The sequence below is a fragment of the Burkholderia contaminans genome (assembly GCF_029633825.1).
Lineage (GTDB): Bacteria > Pseudomonadota > Gammaproteobacteria > Burkholderiales > Burkholderiaceae > Burkholderia > Burkholderia contaminans.
Map to the genome: position 1 here is coordinate 2,311,967 of NZ_CP090640.1, position 18,705 is coordinate 2,330,671.

General features: G+C 67.6%; 10 protein-coding genes and 1 pseudogene. 4 read left to right on the forward strand and 7 right to left on the reverse strand.

What is annotated here, in order from left to right; translation table 11 throughout:
* Positions 1-4: 4 nt before the first annotated feature.
* On the reverse strand, positions 5-1,747 hold the full coding sequence (gene cdpA / locus LXE91_RS10855) for a cyclic di-GMP phosphodiesterase CdpA (RefSeq protein ID WP_194128506.1): 1,743 nt from the start codon (positions 1,745-1,747) through the stop codon (positions 5-7).
* A gap of 279 nt (positions 1,748-2,026) precedes the next feature.
* Here cdpA and LXE91_RS10860 point away from each other — a divergent pair, with 279 nt between their 5' ends.
* Positions 2,027-2,578 carry a peroxiredoxin gene (locus LXE91_RS10860; RefSeq protein ID WP_039348233.1) on the forward strand — a complete coding sequence of 184 codons (552 nt, stop codon included), beginning with the start codon at positions 2,027-2,029 and terminating at the stop codon, positions 2,576-2,578.
* Between the two features lie 87 nt (positions 2,579-2,665).
* Here the strand turns inward: LXE91_RS10860 and LXE91_RS10865 are convergent, their stop codons facing one another.
* Positions 2,666-3,295 carry an NAD(P)H-binding protein gene (locus LXE91_RS10865; RefSeq protein ID WP_039348230.1) on the reverse strand — a complete coding sequence of 210 codons (630 nt, stop codon included), beginning with the start codon at positions 3,293-3,295 and terminating at the stop codon, positions 2,666-2,668.
* A 327-nt stretch (positions 3,296-3,622) separates the two neighbouring features.
* Here LXE91_RS10865 and LXE91_RS10870 point away from each other — a divergent pair.
* Positions 3,623-5,114 (forward strand): annotated as a pseudogene (locus tag LXE91_RS10870) (NYN domain-containing protein).
* Between the two features lie 79 nt (positions 5,115-5,193).
* On the opposite strand, the gene LXE91_RS10875 reads toward LXE91_RS10870, so the two are convergent.
* The 5 genes from LXE91_RS10875 to LXE91_RS10895 form a co-directional block, all read right to left on the reverse strand.
* Positions 5,194-5,577 carry a VOC family protein gene (locus LXE91_RS10875; protein WP_039348224.1) on the reverse strand — a complete coding sequence of 128 codons (384 nt, stop codon included), beginning with the start codon at positions 5,575-5,577 and terminating at the stop codon, positions 5,194-5,196.
* A gap of 148 nt (positions 5,578-5,725) precedes the next feature.
* Positions 5,726-9,034: an efflux RND transporter permease subunit gene (locus tag LXE91_RS10880; RefSeq protein ID WP_039348220.1), complete on the reverse strand. Its 3,309-nt coding sequence runs from the start codon at positions 9,032-9,034 to the stop codon at positions 5,726-5,728.
* Between the two features lie 3 nt (positions 9,035-9,037).
* Positions 9,038-12,157 carry an MdtB/MuxB family multidrug efflux RND transporter permease subunit gene (locus LXE91_RS10885; RefSeq protein WP_039348218.1) on the reverse strand — a complete coding sequence of 1,040 codons (3,120 nt, stop codon included), beginning with the start codon at positions 12,155-12,157 and terminating at the stop codon, positions 9,038-9,040.
* 15 nt (positions 12,158-12,172) lie between these two features.
* A complete protein-coding gene (locus LXE91_RS10890; protein ID WP_039348213.1) occupies positions 12,173-13,543 on the reverse strand; it encodes an MdtA/MuxA family multidrug efflux RND transporter periplasmic adaptor subunit in 1,371 nt (456 codons plus the stop codon).
* A 254-nt stretch (positions 13,544-13,797) separates the two neighbouring features.
* Entirely contained in the window at positions 13,798-14,622 is an 825-nt protein-coding gene (locus LXE91_RS10895; protein WP_039348211.1) for an IclR family transcriptional regulator, read from the reverse strand.
* 775 nt (positions 14,623-15,397) lie between these two features.
* On the opposite strand from LXE91_RS10895, the gene LXE91_RS10900 reads away from it, so the two are divergent.
* Positions 15,398-16,981, forward strand: a complete 1,584-nt coding sequence (locus LXE91_RS10900) for a multicopper oxidase domain-containing protein (RefSeq protein WP_039348209.1) — start codon at positions 15,398-15,400, stop codon at positions 16,979-16,981.
* A gap of 67 nt (positions 16,982-17,048) precedes the next feature.
* Positions 17,049-18,698: a multicopper oxidase domain-containing protein gene (locus LXE91_RS10905; protein ID WP_039348207.1), complete on the forward strand. Its 1,650-nt coding sequence runs from the start codon at positions 17,049-17,051 to the stop codon at positions 18,696-18,698.
* Positions 18,699-18,705 lie beyond the last annotated feature (7 nt).

Below are 18,705 nucleotides of genomic sequence, written 5' to 3' on the forward strand. Positions count from 1 at the left end.
CGCGTCAGGCGGCGGCGTGCAGGTGCAGCTGCTGCGCCTCGAAGCGCCGCGCGAGCTCCTCGGACGGCAGCGCCTGGCAGACGAGCCAGCCCTGGATATGGTTGCAGCCCATCTCCGTCAGCAATTCGCGCTGCGCCTCGGTCTCGACGCCTTCGGCGACGAGTTCGAGATCGAGCGTCTGCGCGAGGCCGACCACCGCCGACACGATCGCGCGGTCGTTGCGCGAGGTCAGCAGGTTCTCGACGAAACTGCGGTCGATCTTCAGCTTCGCGAGCGGGAAGCGCTGCAGGTACGCGAGGCTCGAATAGCCGGTGCCGAAATCGTCGATCGCGAAGCGGATGCCGAGATCGGTCAGCTCCTCGAGCAGCCCCTTCGCCTGCGCGGGATCGTGCATCAGCAGGCTTTCGGTGATCTCGAGCACGATGCGGCGCGGGTCGATGCCCGTCAGCGCGATCGCCTCGCGCACGCTCTGCGTGAAGCGCGGGTCGCGGAACTGCTGCGGCGACACGTTGACCGCCACGTACTGCAGCGCGAGCCCCTGGCGGTCCCAGGCGACGAGCTGCATGCACGCCGCCTTGAGCACCCAGTTGCCGAGATAGTTGATCAGGCCGATCGATTCGGCGAGCGGAATGAAGGTCGCCGGCGGCACGAGCCCGTGCACCGGATGGCGCCAGCGGATCAGCGCCTCGACCCCGACCACTGCGCCCGACTGGCTGCGCGTGATCGGCTGGAAATGGAGCGAAAACTCGCCGTTGCGCACGCCGTCGTACAGGTCGGCTTCGAGCTTCAGCCGTTCGGCGTCGGCCGGATCGTCGACGGGGGCGTGGAACGCGAGCGCATTGCCGCCCGACGCCTTCGCCTGCGCGAGCGCGTGGTCGGCGCGGCGCAGCAGCGGGCTGTGGTGCTGCGCGCGATGCGGCGCCGAGCGCTCGTCGGGGTAGAGCGCGATGCCGATGCTCGCGGACAGGTGCACGGTCTGCCCCTGGTACACGTAGGGCTCGCGCACCGCGGCCTGCAGCCGGCGTGCGAGTGCGTCGGCCGCATTGCTCGCCTGCGTGCGGTCCGGTGCGCCGAGCACGACCGCGAACTTGTCGCTCGCGACGCGCGCGAGCTGCTCGTTCGGCGTGACGAGCGCCTTCAGCCGCTGCGCGGTCTCGCGCAGCAGCGTGTCGCCCGCGTCGTAGCCGAGCGCGCGGTTGATCCGCTGGTAGTCGTCGAGGTCGAGCAGCAGCAGCGCCGCGCAGGAGCCGTCCCCGTCGGCGGTCTGCTGCGCGCGCATCAGCGCGGGCACGAGCGCGGACAGGTTGTCGAGCCCCGTCATCGGGTCGTGGTGCATTTCGTAGGTCAGGCGCGCCTCGAGCGCGCGCCACGACGACACGTCGAATGCCGCGATCGCGAACCCGTCGACCCCGTGGTGGCGGCTCTTGAACGCGCGGATCTCGACGTCCAGCGGATAGGTGAGCGACTTGACGATGCACATCGTCGCCTTCTCGACCTGGCCGGAACGCGCGGCGCGTGCAAGCAGGCCTTCGAGCGTCGCGGTATCCTGTTCGGCGATCAGGTCGCGCAGCGTCAGCGTGTGCAGGTAGTCGCGGTGGTAGCCGATGAAGCGCAGGCTCGCGTCGGACACGTACAGAAAGCGCAGCTCGCGGTCGACATGGGCGAGGAAATCCACCGTGCCGACCGTCTGTTCCAGCCAGTTGCGCACGGAGTCGTCGCGTCGCGGCGCGCCGGCGCGCGCGGGCATCAGCGCGCCGCCCGACCAGGCGAAGCGGCGCAGCGTATGCAAGGCGCTGCGCCAGGAGCCCTTGCGTGACGTCTGTTTCCTGTTGGCTTCCATGTTTCTCGCTGACGTGAAGGGCTGGAACCGGTTGTCCGGAAGGAATAACGGCAGACTGTGCGGAATCTTTAACGGACCGGCCGCGGACGGCGTTGCCGCTGGACCGGATTGGTCACGCGGGTGTTCGACAGGCGAACGCCGGCGGGGCCTACATTGAGGCTGACTTTATAAGAAATGAGGACGCAGATGAAGCGAAAACTGTTGCTGGGCGCCGCCGTGGCGGCGCTGGTGGCCGGCCATGCGCTGACGGCGCAGGCGGAATTGAAGCCGGGCGCCGCGGCGCCCGATTTCACGACGCAGGCGTCGCTGGGCGGCAAGACTTACACGTACTCGCTCGCGGACGCGCTGAAGCAGGGGCCGGTCGTGCTGTATTTCTACCCGGCCGCGTTCACGAAGGGCTGCACGATCGAGGCGCATGCGTTCGCGGACGCGGTCGACCGTTACAAGGCTTACGGTGCGACGGTGATCGGCGTGTCGGCTGACAAGATCGACACGCTGACGAAGTTCTCGGTGAGCGAGTGCCGGAGCAAGTTCCCGGTCGCGGCCGATCCGGACGCGAAGATCATCCGGGAATACGATGCGAAGCTGCCGGCGATCGACAAGGCGAACCGCGTGTCCTACGTGATTTCGCCGGAAGGGAAGGTGCTCTACGAATACACGAGCCTGTCGCCCGACAAGCACGTCGAGAACACGCTCGCCGCCGTGAAGGCGTGGGCGGACGCGCATCCGAAGCAGTAAGCGGGCGCTCCGCACGGCAAAGCGGCCCGTCGTGCGGGCCGCCGGTACGGAACGACGGGCCGCCGCGGGGCGGCGCGTGCGAGGCCGCTAGGCCCGCAATGCCTGCTCGATCGGCACGCTGCCGCCGACGAAGCCGACGATCTTGCGCGAGATGCCCAGCTTGATCGCCTCGATCGCGGCCCAGGCCACATCCTGGCGCGACACGGGTGGGGCGCCATCGAACCATGCGTCGGTGAGCGCGATCTTGCCGACGCCCGGATCGTCCGTGAGCGGGCCCGGGCGCAGGATCACGTAGTCGACGCCCGACGCGATCACGCGATCGTCGCCTTCGCGTTTCATCTGCGAATAGTGGCGCAGCGCGTCCGGGCCGAGTTCGGGCCGGTACGCGGACAGCGAGCTGATCACCACCAGCTTCTGCGCGTTGTAAGCCAGCGCGTATTCGGCCGCGCGGGCGACCGCGTCGCGGTCGACCTGCTCCTCTTCGGCCGCGCCTTCCGATTCGGCCGAGCCGGCCGCGTAGATCACGTGCGAGACGCCCTGGAATGCGTGCGAGAAATCGTTCGTCAGGTCGGCCTCGACGACCCGTGCGCCTGCCAGCGCATAGCCGTGCCGGCGCACGAGCGCCGTGACCTCGAACTCCGGCTGCTTGAGCAGCAGATCCGCGCAGGCCTGGCCCGTCCGGCCGGTCGCACCAATCAGCAGTACCTTCGTCGTCATGAAACCGCTCCTTGCTCGATGCGTCATCCGTCCAGATAGGGACGGACGACCGATAACTCAAGTGTAATGTCGATTTGCCGATGCGGCGGGTGTGTATTAAGGGGCGTACCGGCTGCGGGCGTACCGGCACCGGGCGTACCGGCACCGGGCGCCGGCCAGGGCGGCCCGGCGCGGGCACGCGATCTGCGGCCGCGCGGCCGACACTGACATTCCGGTCGCCAATCATTCAAACGGATGCGGGAATGACGCGCCGACCGGCTATCATGTGCGCGATGCATTTTTCGCCGTTACGTCATACAACGCATCGGCCCACTGGTTGGAGTACACATGGCATTACCCCTGGACAACGTCAGCATGGCCGTGTTCTGCGACTTCGAGAACGTCGCGCTCGGCGTGCGCGACGCGAAGTACGAGAAGTTCGACATCAAGCCCGTGCTGGAGCGCCTGCTGCTGAAGGGCAGCATCGTCGTGAAGAAGGCCTATTGCGACTGGGATCGCTACAAGGGCTTCAAGGCGTCGATGCACGAGGCGAGCTTCGAGCTGATCGAGATTCCGCACGTGCGCCAGTCGGGCAAGAACTCGGCCGACATCCGGCTCGTCGTGGATGCCCTCGACCTCTGCTACACGAAGTCGCACGTCGATACGTTCGTGATCATCAGCGGCGACTCGGATTTTTCGCCGCTCGTGTCGAAACTGCGCGAGAACGCGAAGAAGGTGATCGGCGTCGGCGTGAAGAAATCGACGTCGGACCTGCTGGTCGCGAACTGCGACGAATTCATTTTCTACGACGACCTGGTGCGCGAGCAGCAGCGCACGCTCGCGAAGCGCGAACAGCAGCAGCGCGCCGGCAACGGCGGCGCGAAGCGGCCCGACGAGCCGTCGCGCAAGCACGACCTCGACGCGCGCAAGGCCGAGGCGATTGCGCTGGCGGTCGAGACGTTCGATGCGCTCGCGTCGGAGCGGGACGACGTCGGCAAGATCTGGGCGTCGGTGCTCAAGAGCGCGATCAAGCGCCGCAAGCCGGATTTCAACGAGTCGTACTACGGGTTCCGCGCGTTCGGCAACCTGCTCGACGAGGCGCAGGCGCGGGGCCTGCTCGAAGTGGGGCGTGACGACAAGTCGGGCGCGTTCGTGTCGCGAGCCCGCCAGTCGGCGGCCGCGGAGCATGTCTCGACGGGCGGTGAAAGCGGCGGCCACGGTGGCGCGCACCACGGTGCGCGCGCGGCCGAGCCGGCGCGGGCCGGGCGCAATGCGCAACGTCGCGGGCAGCGGGCGGAAGCGGTCGTGCACGAAAGCGCGCAGGTCGAAGCGGCGGAGGCCGAAGTGGCCGAGGTTGCCGAGGGGTACCGATGATGCCGCCGGCGGAGACGGTCGATGTGCCCGACACGGCCGACGCGCATGGCGACGCGAAGGATGGCCGCAAGCGCGCGCGCAAGACCGCGGCGAAAAGGCTGGCGCGAAGAAGGGCGCCGCCGCGAAGAGCGCAGGCCGTCAGGCAGCCGGGAAGCCGGACGACGCCGGGCATGGGCCGAAGCACGGCGGCGAGCAGCACGCGCACGGCAAGCATGCCGACGACGCGCATCGCGACGCGGAGCAGGGCGGCGAGCGGCATGTCGCGGCGACGCACGCCGGGCCGGCGGCAGGCGATGCCGGCGGCGAGCGTGCCGCCGCCCAGCCGTCACACGACGCGGCGCCGGTTGAAGCCGATGCCGAAGCGGCTGCGCAAGCGCCGGCCGCAGCCAAGCCGAAGAAGCCGGCACGCAAGGCCGCACCGCGCGCACGTCGTCCGCGCAAGACGGCGGCGGACGCTGCCGAGTAACGCCGGTCGTCCGGATGCCGCGCCGAGCGGGGCGGCATCCGCGCCATGTAACTGGCCGGTGCAATGCCGGCCCGTTGAACTAGCCGTTCACCGCGTAAGGCTGCGTCATCACTTCGAGGAAGTGGCCGTCCGGATCGTCGAAGTACACGCCTCGGCCGCCGTTGTGGCGGTAGAGGTCATCGGGTTGCCGCTTCGCCGGATCGGCCCAGTGGGGCAGCCCGCGCTCGCGAATGCGCGCGAGCACGCGATCGAAGCCGGCTTCGTCGATCAGGAACGCGTAATGCTGCGACGCGATCTCTCCCGACCGTTCATAAAAATCGAGCGACACGCCGTTGCCGAGCGCGACGACCAGCATCGCGCCGAACGGCGTCGGCGGCGGCAATTCCAGCAACTCGGTGAGGAAGCGGCTCGACGCACGCTTGTCGCGGCACCAGACGATCGTGTGGTTCAACTGGACGTTCATCGCGTGTCCTCAAGGCAGCGCGCGGCGACGCGCATGGACACACGATAGTCGATCGGCACGCGCATTCAAGCCGGCGCGCCGCTCGCAATGGGCCGCACGTGCGGCTCACGCGCGCGGCGGCGGCCCGTCGAGCCGCCGCCTCCCGTCGTCATTCCCCGGCGACGGCCGGCCCGCCGTTGTTCCCGCGGCGGTTGCGCCGCTTCTCGGCCCATACGCGGAAGCGGTCCATGTACAGGTACACGACCGGCGTCGTATAGAGCGTCAGCACCTGCGACACGATCAGGCCGCCGGCGATCGCGATCCCGAGCGGCGCGCGCAGCTCTGCGCCGTCGCCGTTGCCGAACGCGAGCGGCAGCGCGCCGAGGAGCGCTGCCATCGTCGTCATCATGATCGGGCGGAAGCGCAGCAGGCACGCCTCGTGGATCGCGTCGAACGACGACTTCTGGTTGTTGCGCGTCTGGTCGATCGCGAAGTCGACCATCATGATCGCGTTCTTCTTCACGATCCCGATCAGCAGGATCACGCCGATCAGCGCGATGATGCTGAACTCGGTCTTGAACAGCAGCAGCGCGAGCAGCGCGCCGACGCCCGCCGACGGCAGCGTCGACAGGATCGTGATCGGGTGGATGTAGCTCTCGTACAGGATCCCGAGCACGATGTAGACGGCCAGCAGCGCCGCGAGGATCAGGATCGGCTGGTCGTTCGTCGACTGCTGGAACGCCTGCGCGGTGCCCTGGAAGCTGCCGACGATGGTCGGCGGGACGCCGACCTGCGCCATCGTCTGGTAGATCACCTGCGTCGCCTGCGACAGCGACACGCCCGGCGGCAGGTTGAACGAGATCGTCGTCGCGACGAACAGCCCCTGGTGGTTGACCGACAGCGGCGTCGTGCTCGGCCCGAAGGTCGCGATCGCCGACAGCGGAATCATCGTCGACTTCGACGTCGACACCGACGCACCCGACGACGCGCTCGACTTGCCGCTCGCCGCGATCGCGTTGAGCGCCTGGTTGCGCGCGGAGTCCGACGCGATCGCCGCGGCGCTCTGCGTGGCCGTGCCGGCGCTCGACGTGCCGGCGGAGGTCGCGACGTAGGTGCCGGCCGCTGCGTTGGTGGTCTGCGAGCCGTTCGCGCTGCCGCCCGACGTGCTGATCCACACCTGGTTCAGCATCTCGGGGCTCTGCCAGTACTTCGGCGCGACTTCCATCACCACGTGGTACTGGTTCAGCGGGTTGTAGATCGTCGAGACCTGGCGCTGGCCGAATGCGTCGTACAGCGTGTTGTCGATCTGCGCGGGCTTGATGCCGAACCGTGCGGCCGTCGCCCGGTCGATCGTCACCATTGCCTCCATGCCGCCTTGCTGCTGGTCGGAGTTCACGTCGGTCAGCTCGGGGCGCTTCTGCAGCGCCTCGGTGAGGATCGGCCCCCACTTGTACAGGTCGGCGCTCGAATCGCCGAGCAGCGTGAACTGATACTGCGCGTTGCTCTGCCGGCCGCCGACGCGAATGTCCTGCGCCGCCTGCAGGAACGTGCTCGCGCCGGCGACGTCCGACAGCGGGACCCGCAGTTGCTGGATCACCTGGTCGGCCGACAGCTTGCGCTCGGTGCGATCCTTCAGCGTGACGAACATGAAGCCCGAGTTGGTCTGCGTGCCGCCGGTGAAGCCCGCGACGCTCTTCACGTTCGGGTTGCTCTGCACGATCCGCATCATCTCGGAGAACTTCAGCTTCATCGCCTGGAACGACGTCGACTGGTCGGCCCGGATGCCGCCGATCATCAGCCCGGTGTCCTGCTGCGGGAAGAAACCCTTCGGCACGACGATGTACAGGTAGACGTTCAGCCCGATCGTCGCGAACAGGGTCAGCAGGATCAGGAGCGGCCGGCGCAGCGCCCACGTCAGCGAGCGTTCGTAGCCGCGCTGCATGCGACTGAAACAGCGTTCCAGGAAGCGCCCGAAGCGGCCTTCGTTTTGCGGGTCGTGCGACTCGGGCAGCAGGCGCGCGCACATCATCGGCGTGACCGTGAGCGACACCGCGAGCGAGACGGCGATCGCGAGCGACAGCGTCAGCGCGAACTCGCGGAACAGCCGCCCGACGATGCCGCCCATCAGCAGGATCGGCAGGAACACCGCGACGAGCGAAATGCTCATCGACAACACGGTGAAGCCGACCTCGCGCGCGCCGTCGAACGCGGCCTGCATGCGCGACTTGCCGTTCTCGATGTGCCGCGAGATGTTCTCCAGCACGACGATCGCGTCGTCGACGACGAAGCCGGTCGCGACGATCAGCGCCATCAGCGACAGGTTGTCGATCGAGAAGCCTAGCAGGTACATCGCGCCGAACGTGCCGATGATCGAGATCGGCACCGCGACGCTCGGGATCAGCGTCGCGCGCCAGTTGCGCAGGAACAGGAACACGACCATCACGACGAGGCTGACCGCGATCAGCAGCGTGTGCTCGGTGTCCTTCAGCGACGCGCGAATCGTGGTCGAGCGGTCGAGCACGGGCGTGACGGTGATGTCGGCCGGCAGCGACGCGGTGAGCTGCGGCAGTGCCGCGCGCACGCGGTCGATCGTGTCGATGATGTTCGCGCCGGGCGAGCGGTAGAGGATCACGAGCACCGCGCGCTTGCCGTTCGACAGGCCGAGGTTGCGCAGGTCCTCGACCGAATCGACGACGTCCGACAGGTCGGACAGCCGCACGGCCGAGCCGTTGCGGTAGGCCACGACGAGGTCGCGGTATTGCGACGCCTGGGATGCCTGGTCGTTCGTATAGAGCTGGTAGCGCTGCGGGCCGAATTCGATCGCGCCCTTCGGCGCGTTGGCGTTCGCGGAGGCCAGCGCCGCGCGCACGTCCTCGAGGCCGATCCCGTAGTGGAACAGCGCCTGCGGCTCGAGCTCGACGCGCACGGCCGGGTTCGCGGAGCCGCTGACCGACACCTGGCCGATCCCGTCGATCTGCGACAGCGACTGCTGCAGCACCGTCGACGCGGCGTCGTACAGCTTCGCGGCCGATGACGTTTCGGACGTCAGCGACACGATCATGATCGGCGAATCGGCCGGGTTGACCTTGCGGTAGGTCGGGTTGCTCTTCAGCGCGGCGGGCAGGTCGGCGCGCGCCGCGTTGATCGCGGCCTGCACGTCGCGCGCGGCGCCGTCGATGTCGCGGTTCAGCCCGAACTGCAGGATGATCCGCGCGTTGCCGACCGTGCTCGTCGACGTCATTTCGGACACGTCGGCGATCGAGCCGAGGTGCCGCTCGAGCGGGCTCGTCACGCTGGTCGCGACCGTTTCCGGGCTCGCGCCGGGCAGCGACGCCTGCACCGAGATCGTCGGGAAGTCGACCTGCGGCAGCGGCGACACCGGCAGCTTGACGAACGCGAACAGGCCCGCGAGCGCGACGCCGATCGCGAGCAGCGTCGTCGCGACGGGGCGGGTGATGAAGGGGCGCGACAGGTTCATCGCTTACGCGCCCGGGTGCGTGCCGGCATCGGCGCCGGGGCCGTGCCGCTCGAACCAGCCGCGCACACGGCGCGCGAGGCTGTCGAAGCCGAGGTAGATCACGGGCGTCGTGAACAGCGTCAGCACCTGCGACACGATCAGGCCGCCGGCGATCGCGATCCCGAGCGGCTGGCGCAGCTCGGAGCCCGCGCCGGAGCCGACGATCAGCGGCACCGCGCCGAGCAGCGCGGCGAGCGTCGTCATCAGGATCGGCCGGAAGCGCAGCAGGCACGCCTGGTAGATCGCCTCGCGCGGCGGCTTGCCTTCGACGCGCTCGGCCTCGAGCGCGAAGTCGATCATCATGATCGCGTTCTTCTTCACGATGCCGATCAAGAGCACGATGCCGATGATCCCGATGATGTCGAGGTCGTGCCCGGTGATCATCAGCGCGAGCAGTGCGCCGACGCCGGCCGACGGCAGCGTCGACAGGATCGTGATCGGGTGGATGTAGCTCTCGTACAGCACGCCGAGCACGATGTACATCGTGACGACCGCGGCGAGGATCAGGAACAGCTGGTTCGACAGCGACGCCTGGAACGCGAGCGCCGCGCCCTGGAAGCGCGTCTGGAACGACGCGGGCAGCCCGATGTCTTTCTCGGCTGCGTCGATCGCCTTGACCGCCTCGCCGAGCGACGCGCCCGGCGCGAGGTTGAACGAGATGGTGGTCGACGGGAACTGCGACAGGTGCGCGACCAGCAGCGGCGACGGCCGCTCGTGGAACGACGCGATCGACGTCAGCGGCACCTGGCCGCCGCCCGCCGACGGCAGGTAGATGTCGTTCAGCGATTGCGCGTAGTGCTGGTCCTTCGGCTCGGACTCGAGAATCACGCGGTACTGGTTCGACTGCGTGAAGATCGTCGACACGATGCGCTGGCCGAACGCGTCGTACAGCGCGTTGTCGACGGTCGCGGGCGTGATGCCGAAGCGCGCGGCGCTCGCGCGGTCGATCTCGATGTAGACGGACTGGCCGTTGCTCTGCAGGTCGGTCGCGACGTCGGCGAGCGACGGCTCCTGCTGCAGCCGGGCAACGAGCTTCGGCACCCAGGTCGCGAACTCTTCCGAGTTCGGGCTCGTCAGCATGAACTGGTACTGCGTCGGGCTGACGGTCGAGTCGATCGTCAGGTCCTGCACCGACTGCATGAACAGCGAGATGCCGGTGATGTTCGCCACGCGGTGCTGCAGGTCGCGGATGACCTGCGCGGCGGTTTCGGAGCGTTCGTCGCGCGCCTTCAGGTTGATCAGCATCCGGCCGCTGTTCAGCGTGATGTTGCTGCCGTCGACGCCGATGAACGACGTGAGGCTCTCGACGTTCGGATCCTTCAGGATCTCGGCCGCGAGCGCCTGCTGGCGCTCCGCCATCGCGCCGTACGAGATCGACTGCGGCGCCTGCGTGATCGCCTGGATCACGCCGGTATCCTGCGCGGGGAAGAAGCCCTTCGGCACGTAGACGTACAGCAGGCCGGTCAGCGCGAGCGTCAGCAGCGCGACGACGAGCGTCGAGCGCTGTCGGTTCAGCACCCATTCGAGCGCGACCGCGTAGCGCGCGATCACCCAGTCGATCGCGCGGTGCACGCGCGCCTCGAAGCGATGGCTCTCGGGCGGCGGCGAATGGCGCAGCAGCTTCGCGCACAGCATCGGCACGAGCGTGAGCGACACGATCGCCGAGATCACGATCGTCACCGCGAGCGTGATCGCGAACTCGTGGAACAGGCGCCCGACCACGTCGCCCATGAACAGCAGCGGGATCAGCACCGCGATCAGCGACACCGTCAGCGAGATGATCGTGAAGCCGATCTGCCTCGAGCCCTTCAGCGCGGCCTCGAGCCCCGATTCGCCTTCCTCGACGTAGCGCGCGATGTTCTCGATCATCACGATCGCGTCGTCGACCACGAAGCCGGTCGCGATGGTGAGCGCCATCAGCGACAGGTTGTTCAGCGAGAAGCCGGCCATGTACATCACCGCGAGCGTGCCGATCAGCGACAGCGGCACCGACAGGCTCGGGATGATCGTCGCGTAGACGTTCGCGAGGAACAGGTACATCACGAGCACGACCAGCGCGACCGCGAGCAGCAGTTCGAACTGCACGTCGCGCACGGCGGCGCGGATCATCGTCGTGCGGTCGGTGACGATCTCCACGTCGAGCGCGGCCGGCAGCGTTTCCTGCAGCTTCGGCAACTGCGCCTTGATCGCATCGACGGTCGCGATCACGTTCGCGCCCGGCTGGCGCTGCACGTTCAGGATGATGGCCGGGTCCGAATTCACCCACGCGCCGAGCTTGGTGTTCTCCGAGCCGGCGACGACCGTCGCGACGTCGGTCAGCATCACCGGACGGCCGTTCTTGTACGCGACGACCGCGCTGTTGTACTGGTCGGCGCTCGTCAGCTGGTCGTTCGCGTTGATCGTGTACGAGCGCGTCGGGCCGTCGAAGTTGCCCTTCGGCGTGTTCACGTTCAGGTTCGAGATCGTCGTGCGCAGGTCGTCGAGGTTCATCCCGTACTTCGCGAGCGCGGTCGGGTTCGCCTGGATCCGCACGGCCGGGCGGTTGCCGCCCGACAGGCTGACGAGACCGACGCCCGCGACCTGCGAGATCTTCATCGCGAGGCGCGTGTCGGCGAGATCCTGCACCTGCGTGAGCGGCAGCGTCTTCGACTTGACGGCGAGCGTCAGCACCGGTGCGTCGGCCGGGTTGACCTTCGCGTAGATCGGCGGGGCAGGGAGGTCGGACGGCAGCAGGTTGCCGGCCGCGTTGATCGCGGCCTGCACTTCCTGTTCGGCGATGTCGAGCGGCAGGTCGAGCGAGAACTGCAGCGTGATCACGGACGAGCCGGCCGAACTCTGCGACGACATCTGGTTCAGCGACGGCATCTGCCCGAACTGCCGTTCGAGCGGTGCGGTGACCGACGAGGTCATCACCTCCGGGCTCGCGCCCGGGTAGAAGGTCTGGACCTGGATCGTCGGATAGTCGACTTCCGGCAGCGCGGCGAGCGGCAGGAAGCGCAGCGCGACGAGACCGGCCAGCATGATCGCCGCCATCAGGAGGGCGGTGCCGACCGGCCGGAGAATGAAGAGGCGGGATGGATTCATCGAGCGGCCCGCGCGTTACTGGGCCGCGGAGGCCGCTGCCTGCGACGCGCCGTGCCGGTGTTCGCCGCGATGGCCGCCGGCGCCCGATGCGCCCGACGCCGCACCGGCGCCGCGTGCGCCCGACGCGCCTTTCGGCTTGTCGGCCGGGATCGAGATCTTCGCGCCTTCGCGCAGGCGGTCGGAGCCGTCGGTCACCACGCGCTCGCCGACCGACACGCCGCTGACGATGCTGGTGCGTTCGCCGTCGACCGGGCCGATCGTGACCTTGCGCACGGTCACCGTGTTGTCGGGTTTCACGACGTAGACGAACTGGCCGATCGAGCCGGTCAGCACGGCCGAGGTCGGCACGATCGTCGCGTTGCGCAGCACGTCGACGAGCAGGCGCGTGTTCACGAACTGGTTCGGGAACAGCATGCCTTCCTTGTTATCGAAGTTCGCGCGCAGCTTGACGGTGCCCGTGCTCGTGTCGATCTGGTTGTCGAGCGTCGCGAGCGAACCCGTCTCGAGCGGCACCGTGTTGTTGCGGTTGTACGCGGTGACCGACAGCTTCTGGCCCGCGTTCACCTGCTTGAGGATCTGCGGCAGGTTGTCTTCCGACGTGGTGAAGATCACGCTCATCGGCTGCAGCTGCGTGATCACGACGAGGCCGTTGGTATCGCCCGGCGTCACGTAGTTGCCGGGGTCGACCTGGCGCAGGCCGACGCGGCCCGACACCGGCGCGGTGATGCGCGCATACGTGAGGTTCAGCTTCGCGGAATCGATCGCGGCCTGGTCGGTCTTCACCGCGCCTTCGTATTGCTTGACGAGGGATGCCTGCGTGTCGACGGTCTGCGACGCGATGGAGTCCTGCGACAGCAGCGTCTGGTAGCGCTTCAGGTCGAGGCGGGCCGTCGCGAGCAGCGCCGAGTCGCGCGCGTGCGTGCCTTCGGCGTTCTCGAGCGCGACCTGGTACGGGCGCGGGTCGATCTGCGCGAGCAGGTCGCCCTTCTTGACGATCTGGCCTTCCTGGAACGCGACCGACTGCAGGTAGCCCGACAGCTGCGTCTTGACCGTGACGTTCGCGAGCGGCGTGACGGTGCCGAGCGCGGACAGCACGATCGGCATCTCGCCCTGGGTCGCGGTCGCGACCTGCACGGGCTGCGGAACGTTCGCCATCGCGGCGGGGCCGCCACGGCCGCGGTGGCCGCCGGCGCCACTGGCCGCGCTTGCGCCCGCACCGCCCGCACTGCTGCCGGACGCCGGCGTGCGGTTCCACGGATGCCACCACAGCAGGCCGCCGATGACGACGACCGCGAGTGCGCCGGCCATCAGCGTGCGGCGCGGGCGCCGCGCGGCGGGCGACGCAGGGTCTTTCGAAGGGGGCGTGGGCTTTTGTTCGTTATCCATCGTGATCTGTCAGGAAGACGGCGCGGCGGGCCGGAAATCGGACTGCTGGGCTGCGCGTGGGCGAGCGGTGCCGGGGAGGGGGCGCCCGGCTCGGTCCGGGCCCCCGCCGGTATGCGCGGGAAAAGAGCGGTGCGCACCGCGAGTGCGGCGCGACGATGGGCATGATCCTACGTCCCGTCCCCGTTACAGTCCAGTGGTCTATCTTTCAACGGGTTACGGTCGTTACAGAACGCGACAGTACGATGACGAAACGATTACACGCCGATGCGACGGGCCGGTGCGCCGCCGATCTCGCGGGTGATTTTCGCGATGCATTCGTGCAGCGCGGGTACCACGTGTTCGTTGAGCCATTCGGGCGGGCACTGGTGCGACGCGCCTCCGCAATTCACCGAATAGCGCTGGCCCGACGGACCGACGAAACCGGCCGCGACGGCATTCAGGCCCTCGCGCCATTCGCCGATCGCGATCGCGTGGCCGTCGCGCATCGCATCGTCCAGCGCGGGGGTCAGGCGGGCGGACACATGCGGCCAGTCGTCGCCCGCCGTGGTGCGCAGCGACTCGAGCAGCAGGCGGCGTTCGTCGTCCTCGAGTGCGGCGAGGTACGCGCGGCCGACCGCGGTGCGCGCGATGTCCATCCGCGAGCCGATCTCGAGGCGCGTGACGAGCACGGCCGAGCGTGGACGGATCACGTCGATCGCGACCATGTCGAGCCGGTCGCGTACCGCGAGGTGCACGGACAGCGACGTGCGTTCGGCCAGCTCGATCATGAACGGCCGCGAACGCGCGCGGATGTCGAAGTTGCGCAGGAAGCCGTGGCTCAGCTCGAGCACCGACGCGGTGAGCACGAAGCGCTCGCTGTCGGGCAACTGGAACAGGAAGCCGGCGCTGACGAGCGTCGCGGTGATGCGCGAAACGGTCGGCTTCGGGATGCCGGTCAGTTCGGTCAGCTCGCGGTTGCTGACGGGCGCGTCGGCCGCCGCGATGCGGCGCAGCACGGCAAGGCCGCGGGCGAGGGCGGTGATCTCGTCGGGCGACGATTCACGGTCCCGCGACGCGGGAGGGGTTACAGTTGTCGACACGAGGGATTCTCTCTAATTCCGAAACTCGATTTCAATTTTGTTGGAATTGTAGGACTATTGTCAAAGGATGCATGTTCCGCTGGTGAACCGGTCATCGGATGATATTTTACGGGTTCACCCTTGGTTTATTAGGAAAACGCTCAACTGAGCGTTGCCAGAAAGTGCATGAATCGGTGCAAATACCGCTTGACTTGTCGGGCGGAAACGGAAAGAATGTCTCACGTTTTCGAAACATCGTTTCAAGAGTTTAACCGGCAACGATGTTTCGCGCAGTCTCTCAGGTTCTAGCACGGCCCTCGGAATGGCTAGAACTTTTTTAGCGCCACGGTCTCCGTGGCGCTTTTTTTTGCCCGTTTTCCGGCGACCGCCCGGTTTGCCGCGATCGAAAGCCCGCCGCTTCGTTGCATCGGGGCCGGCACCGCTTGCCGCGTCCTGCACGATCCACCGCCTGCCCCCGCGATTTTAATTAATTTCTGCTATCGGGAAAATTCCGGCAATACGTCGCCGGTCGACGGTCGTCGTGCGCGTTGCATCGGCCCCCTCCCGTGCCCGGGCGAGTCTGCCCGAACGTCGCACGTCCATCCGTGCGGAGCATGTTGCCCCTGCGGGTGCCGGAGCCCCCCTATGCAAAAGTAGGGGGGTGACCCATCCCGGCCGGACGCGCACATCTGCAGAATCCAGATACGGGCCGATGCGAAGACTTCGCCGGCCCGCGTCCGCAGCACAGCATGACGCCCAGCCCGTATCGCTGGTTGACCCCTTGGATGGAGGTCATATGTTCAGTACCCGCGCGTGTTGCAGCAGTGTGGCGGCACTGTTGCTCCTGATGTGCGCCGTTCCCTCGTTCGCCCAGTCGTTCCGGGTCCAGTGCCCGTTCACCACGCCGTCGCACCCGACCGCGCTGGCGCCCGGTGTCGGCGAACCCGCTTACACGAAGCCGACCTATACCGGCCAGAATTCCACGTCGACCGGCGCGGTGAACGGCGCGATCAAGTGCCAGCAGATCTCGGGCGGCGACGGCTACGCGACGATGGCCAACGGCGTGCAGACCTACCTGTTCGCGTTCGGCCCGCTGTCCGGGCTCGCGGACGTGAAGGCCGGGCTGCCGGGCACGGAGCTCGCGTCGGTGTTCAACACCGTCGGCGACCCCAGGACGGACCCGACCTACAACGGCGCGGTCGGCCTCGCGCCCGATCCGGATGCCGGCGGCGCGCTGACCGGCCACGTCGATCCGCGCCCGATCATGGACATCGGCGTGATGAACGGCAACCAGCCCGCGCCGATGATGGCGATCGACGAGGACGACGAGTTCTTCCTCACGCTCACGAACGTCGGGATGATCATGCGCCCGGACCTGTTCGAGAAGCATACGGTGCACTTCCACGGCTATCCGAACGCGTCGTCGTTCTATGACGGCGTGCCGGACGCGTCGGTCGCGATCAACATCGGCGCGAGCTTCACGTACTACTATCTCGCGCCGGATGCGGGCACCTATTTCTGGCATTGCCACATCACGCCACCGGAGCACCTGCAGATGGGCATGGTCGGCCAGATCTACGTGCGGCCGCGCCAGGACCGGGTGCCGAAGGGCGTGTCGCTGTACGAGGCGCTGGTGACGCAGCAGTCGGACCTGCGCACGCGCTGCGGCAACGACATCCTGTGCTCGACGCCGCTGCCGCCGCAGAACAACGGCCTCGTGCGGGCGGCCAACGCCAACATTCCGGCGACCACGCCCGAGACGCTGTCGCTCTACGCGTACAACGACGGCGACGGCTCGACCGCGTACGACGTCGAGTATCCGATCCAGATCCATGGCTTCGATCCGAACTTCCACTTCGTCGGCATGACGTTCAATCCCGAGCCGTTCACCGACATGAAGGACAAGTTCTTCCTGCTGAACGGCCGCAGCTATCCGGACACGGTGACCGCAGGGGCGATGTCGACGCCCGCGTCCGACAGTGCGATGCATCCGTCGCAACCGCTGCCGACGCTGGTCAACATTCCGGCCGGCGGCCGCGCGCTGTTGCGGATCTCGGATCTCGACGTGACCGAATACCAGACGCTGGCGTCGCTCGGCATCCCGATGCACGTGATCGCGCTCAATGCCCGCATGTTGCGCGACATGGCCGGCAACAACATGGCCTACGACACGAACTCGATCACGCTCGGAGGCGGCGAGTCGCTCGACCTGATTCTCGACGCGAGCGACAAGACGAAGTACCACTCGGGCCAGATTTTCTATCTGTACACGCCGAACCTCGATCACCTGTCGAACGATCAGGAGAACTTCGGCGGCCTGATGACCGAGGTCCACATCTGCAGCGCCGTGGACCCGGTCACGAAGCATTGCACTCTTTGATGACCAGGGGCCGCCCGCATCATCGGGCGGGCCCCGGCCGGGAAGTCCTGCCCTGAGGAGAAAAGCCGTGGGACACATCACTCATCATGCCTGGACCGCGACGCTCGCCCGTCTCGGACGGCTCGCACGCGTCGGTGTCGCGACGCTCGCCGCGTTGCTGTCGGTGCACGCGCACGCCGCCGCGCCGGGCATCACCGGCAAGGTCTTCAACCTCACGGCCCAGGAAGCGCGCATCACCCAGCCGGACGGCACGAGCGTCTATTCGTGGGGCTACGGCTGCGCGGCGACCAGCGCGACGCCGCTCGTCTTCTCGCCGTCGACGATTACCGGCGCGACCTGTCCGACGATGCAGATTCCGGGCCCGACGCTGATCGTCAGGCAGGGCGACATCATCACCGTGACCCTGACCAACAACCTGCCGGCGGCGGCCGGCAACACGTCGATGCTGTTTCCCGGCTTCGTCGTGTGCACGGGCACCCTGAGCCCGGACGGCAAGACCTGCACCGGCACCTCCGGCGTGGCGGGGCTGCTGGCGCAGGAAGCGCAGCACGGCGCGACGGTCACCTACACGTTCGTCGCGGCGACGCCCGGCACGCATACGTACTACAGCGGCACGCAGGGCGACCTGCAGATCGAGATGGGGCTGTACGGCGCGATCATCGTGCTGCCGAACACGGCAGCCAACACGGCGGGCTGCATGGCGCTGCCGGATTCGGGCAGGCCGTTCGGCCAGCGCGATTTCCGCAACGCAGTGGCGGCATTCGACAACAGCGCCGCCTGCTATGACCGTGAGTATCTTTTTCAGTTCTCCGAAATGGATCCGCGCATCCATCAGCAGGCGGAGCAGCAGGTCGCGGCCAATACGTCGTGCACGAAGCCGACCGGCTGCATGACGGTCGAGACCGAGCCTTATCACCCGGCGTATTTCATGGTCAACGGCCGCTCGATGCCGGACGACATGGATCCGAACTACGCGCCGCAGTACCCGCACCAGCCGTACAACGGCAACCCGCACATGCATCCGGGCGAACTGGTGCTGCTGCGGATCATCGGCACCGGCCGCTGGCAGCATCCGTTCCACGAGCACGGCAATCACGTGCGCGTGCTCGCGCGCGACGGCAACCTGTTGCTCAGCCCGGTCGACCCGAGCCACCCGGCGAACCCGCGGCTGCCGGCCGGCCCGCTGCTGTTCACGACCACCACGACGCCGGGCACCACCCTCGACGGGATCTTCTACTGGACCGGCAAGGGCCTGAACTGGGACGTCTACGCGCACTACCCGGGCGACGGCTCGGTGTGCGTGCCTGACGCGAACGGCTACTACACGACGGCGTCGAACCCGCCGGCGCCGCGCAGCGCGCCGAACTACTACGAGTGGTGCCAGGACCACGGCAAGGCGCTCGAGAAGGCGCCGTTCGGCAAGGTCGCCAGCGGCGGGCCGGTCACGTTGCCGGACTCGAACATCCTGACGAACGGTTTCTGGTATGGCGGCAGTCCGTATCTCGGGCCGGACGCGACCGTGCGTGCGACGGCGCCGACCGGCACGTCGCCGCCCAGCAACACGATCCTGAACCCGCCGGCGACGGAAGCAGGCTTCGCGTTCATGTGGCACTCGCATAACGAGCGCGAGATCACGACGAACAACATCTTCCCGGGCGGAATGATGATGATGATGCTCGTTGATCCTCCGGTATTTCCGATCGACGAATCCAATTAGGGGTGGG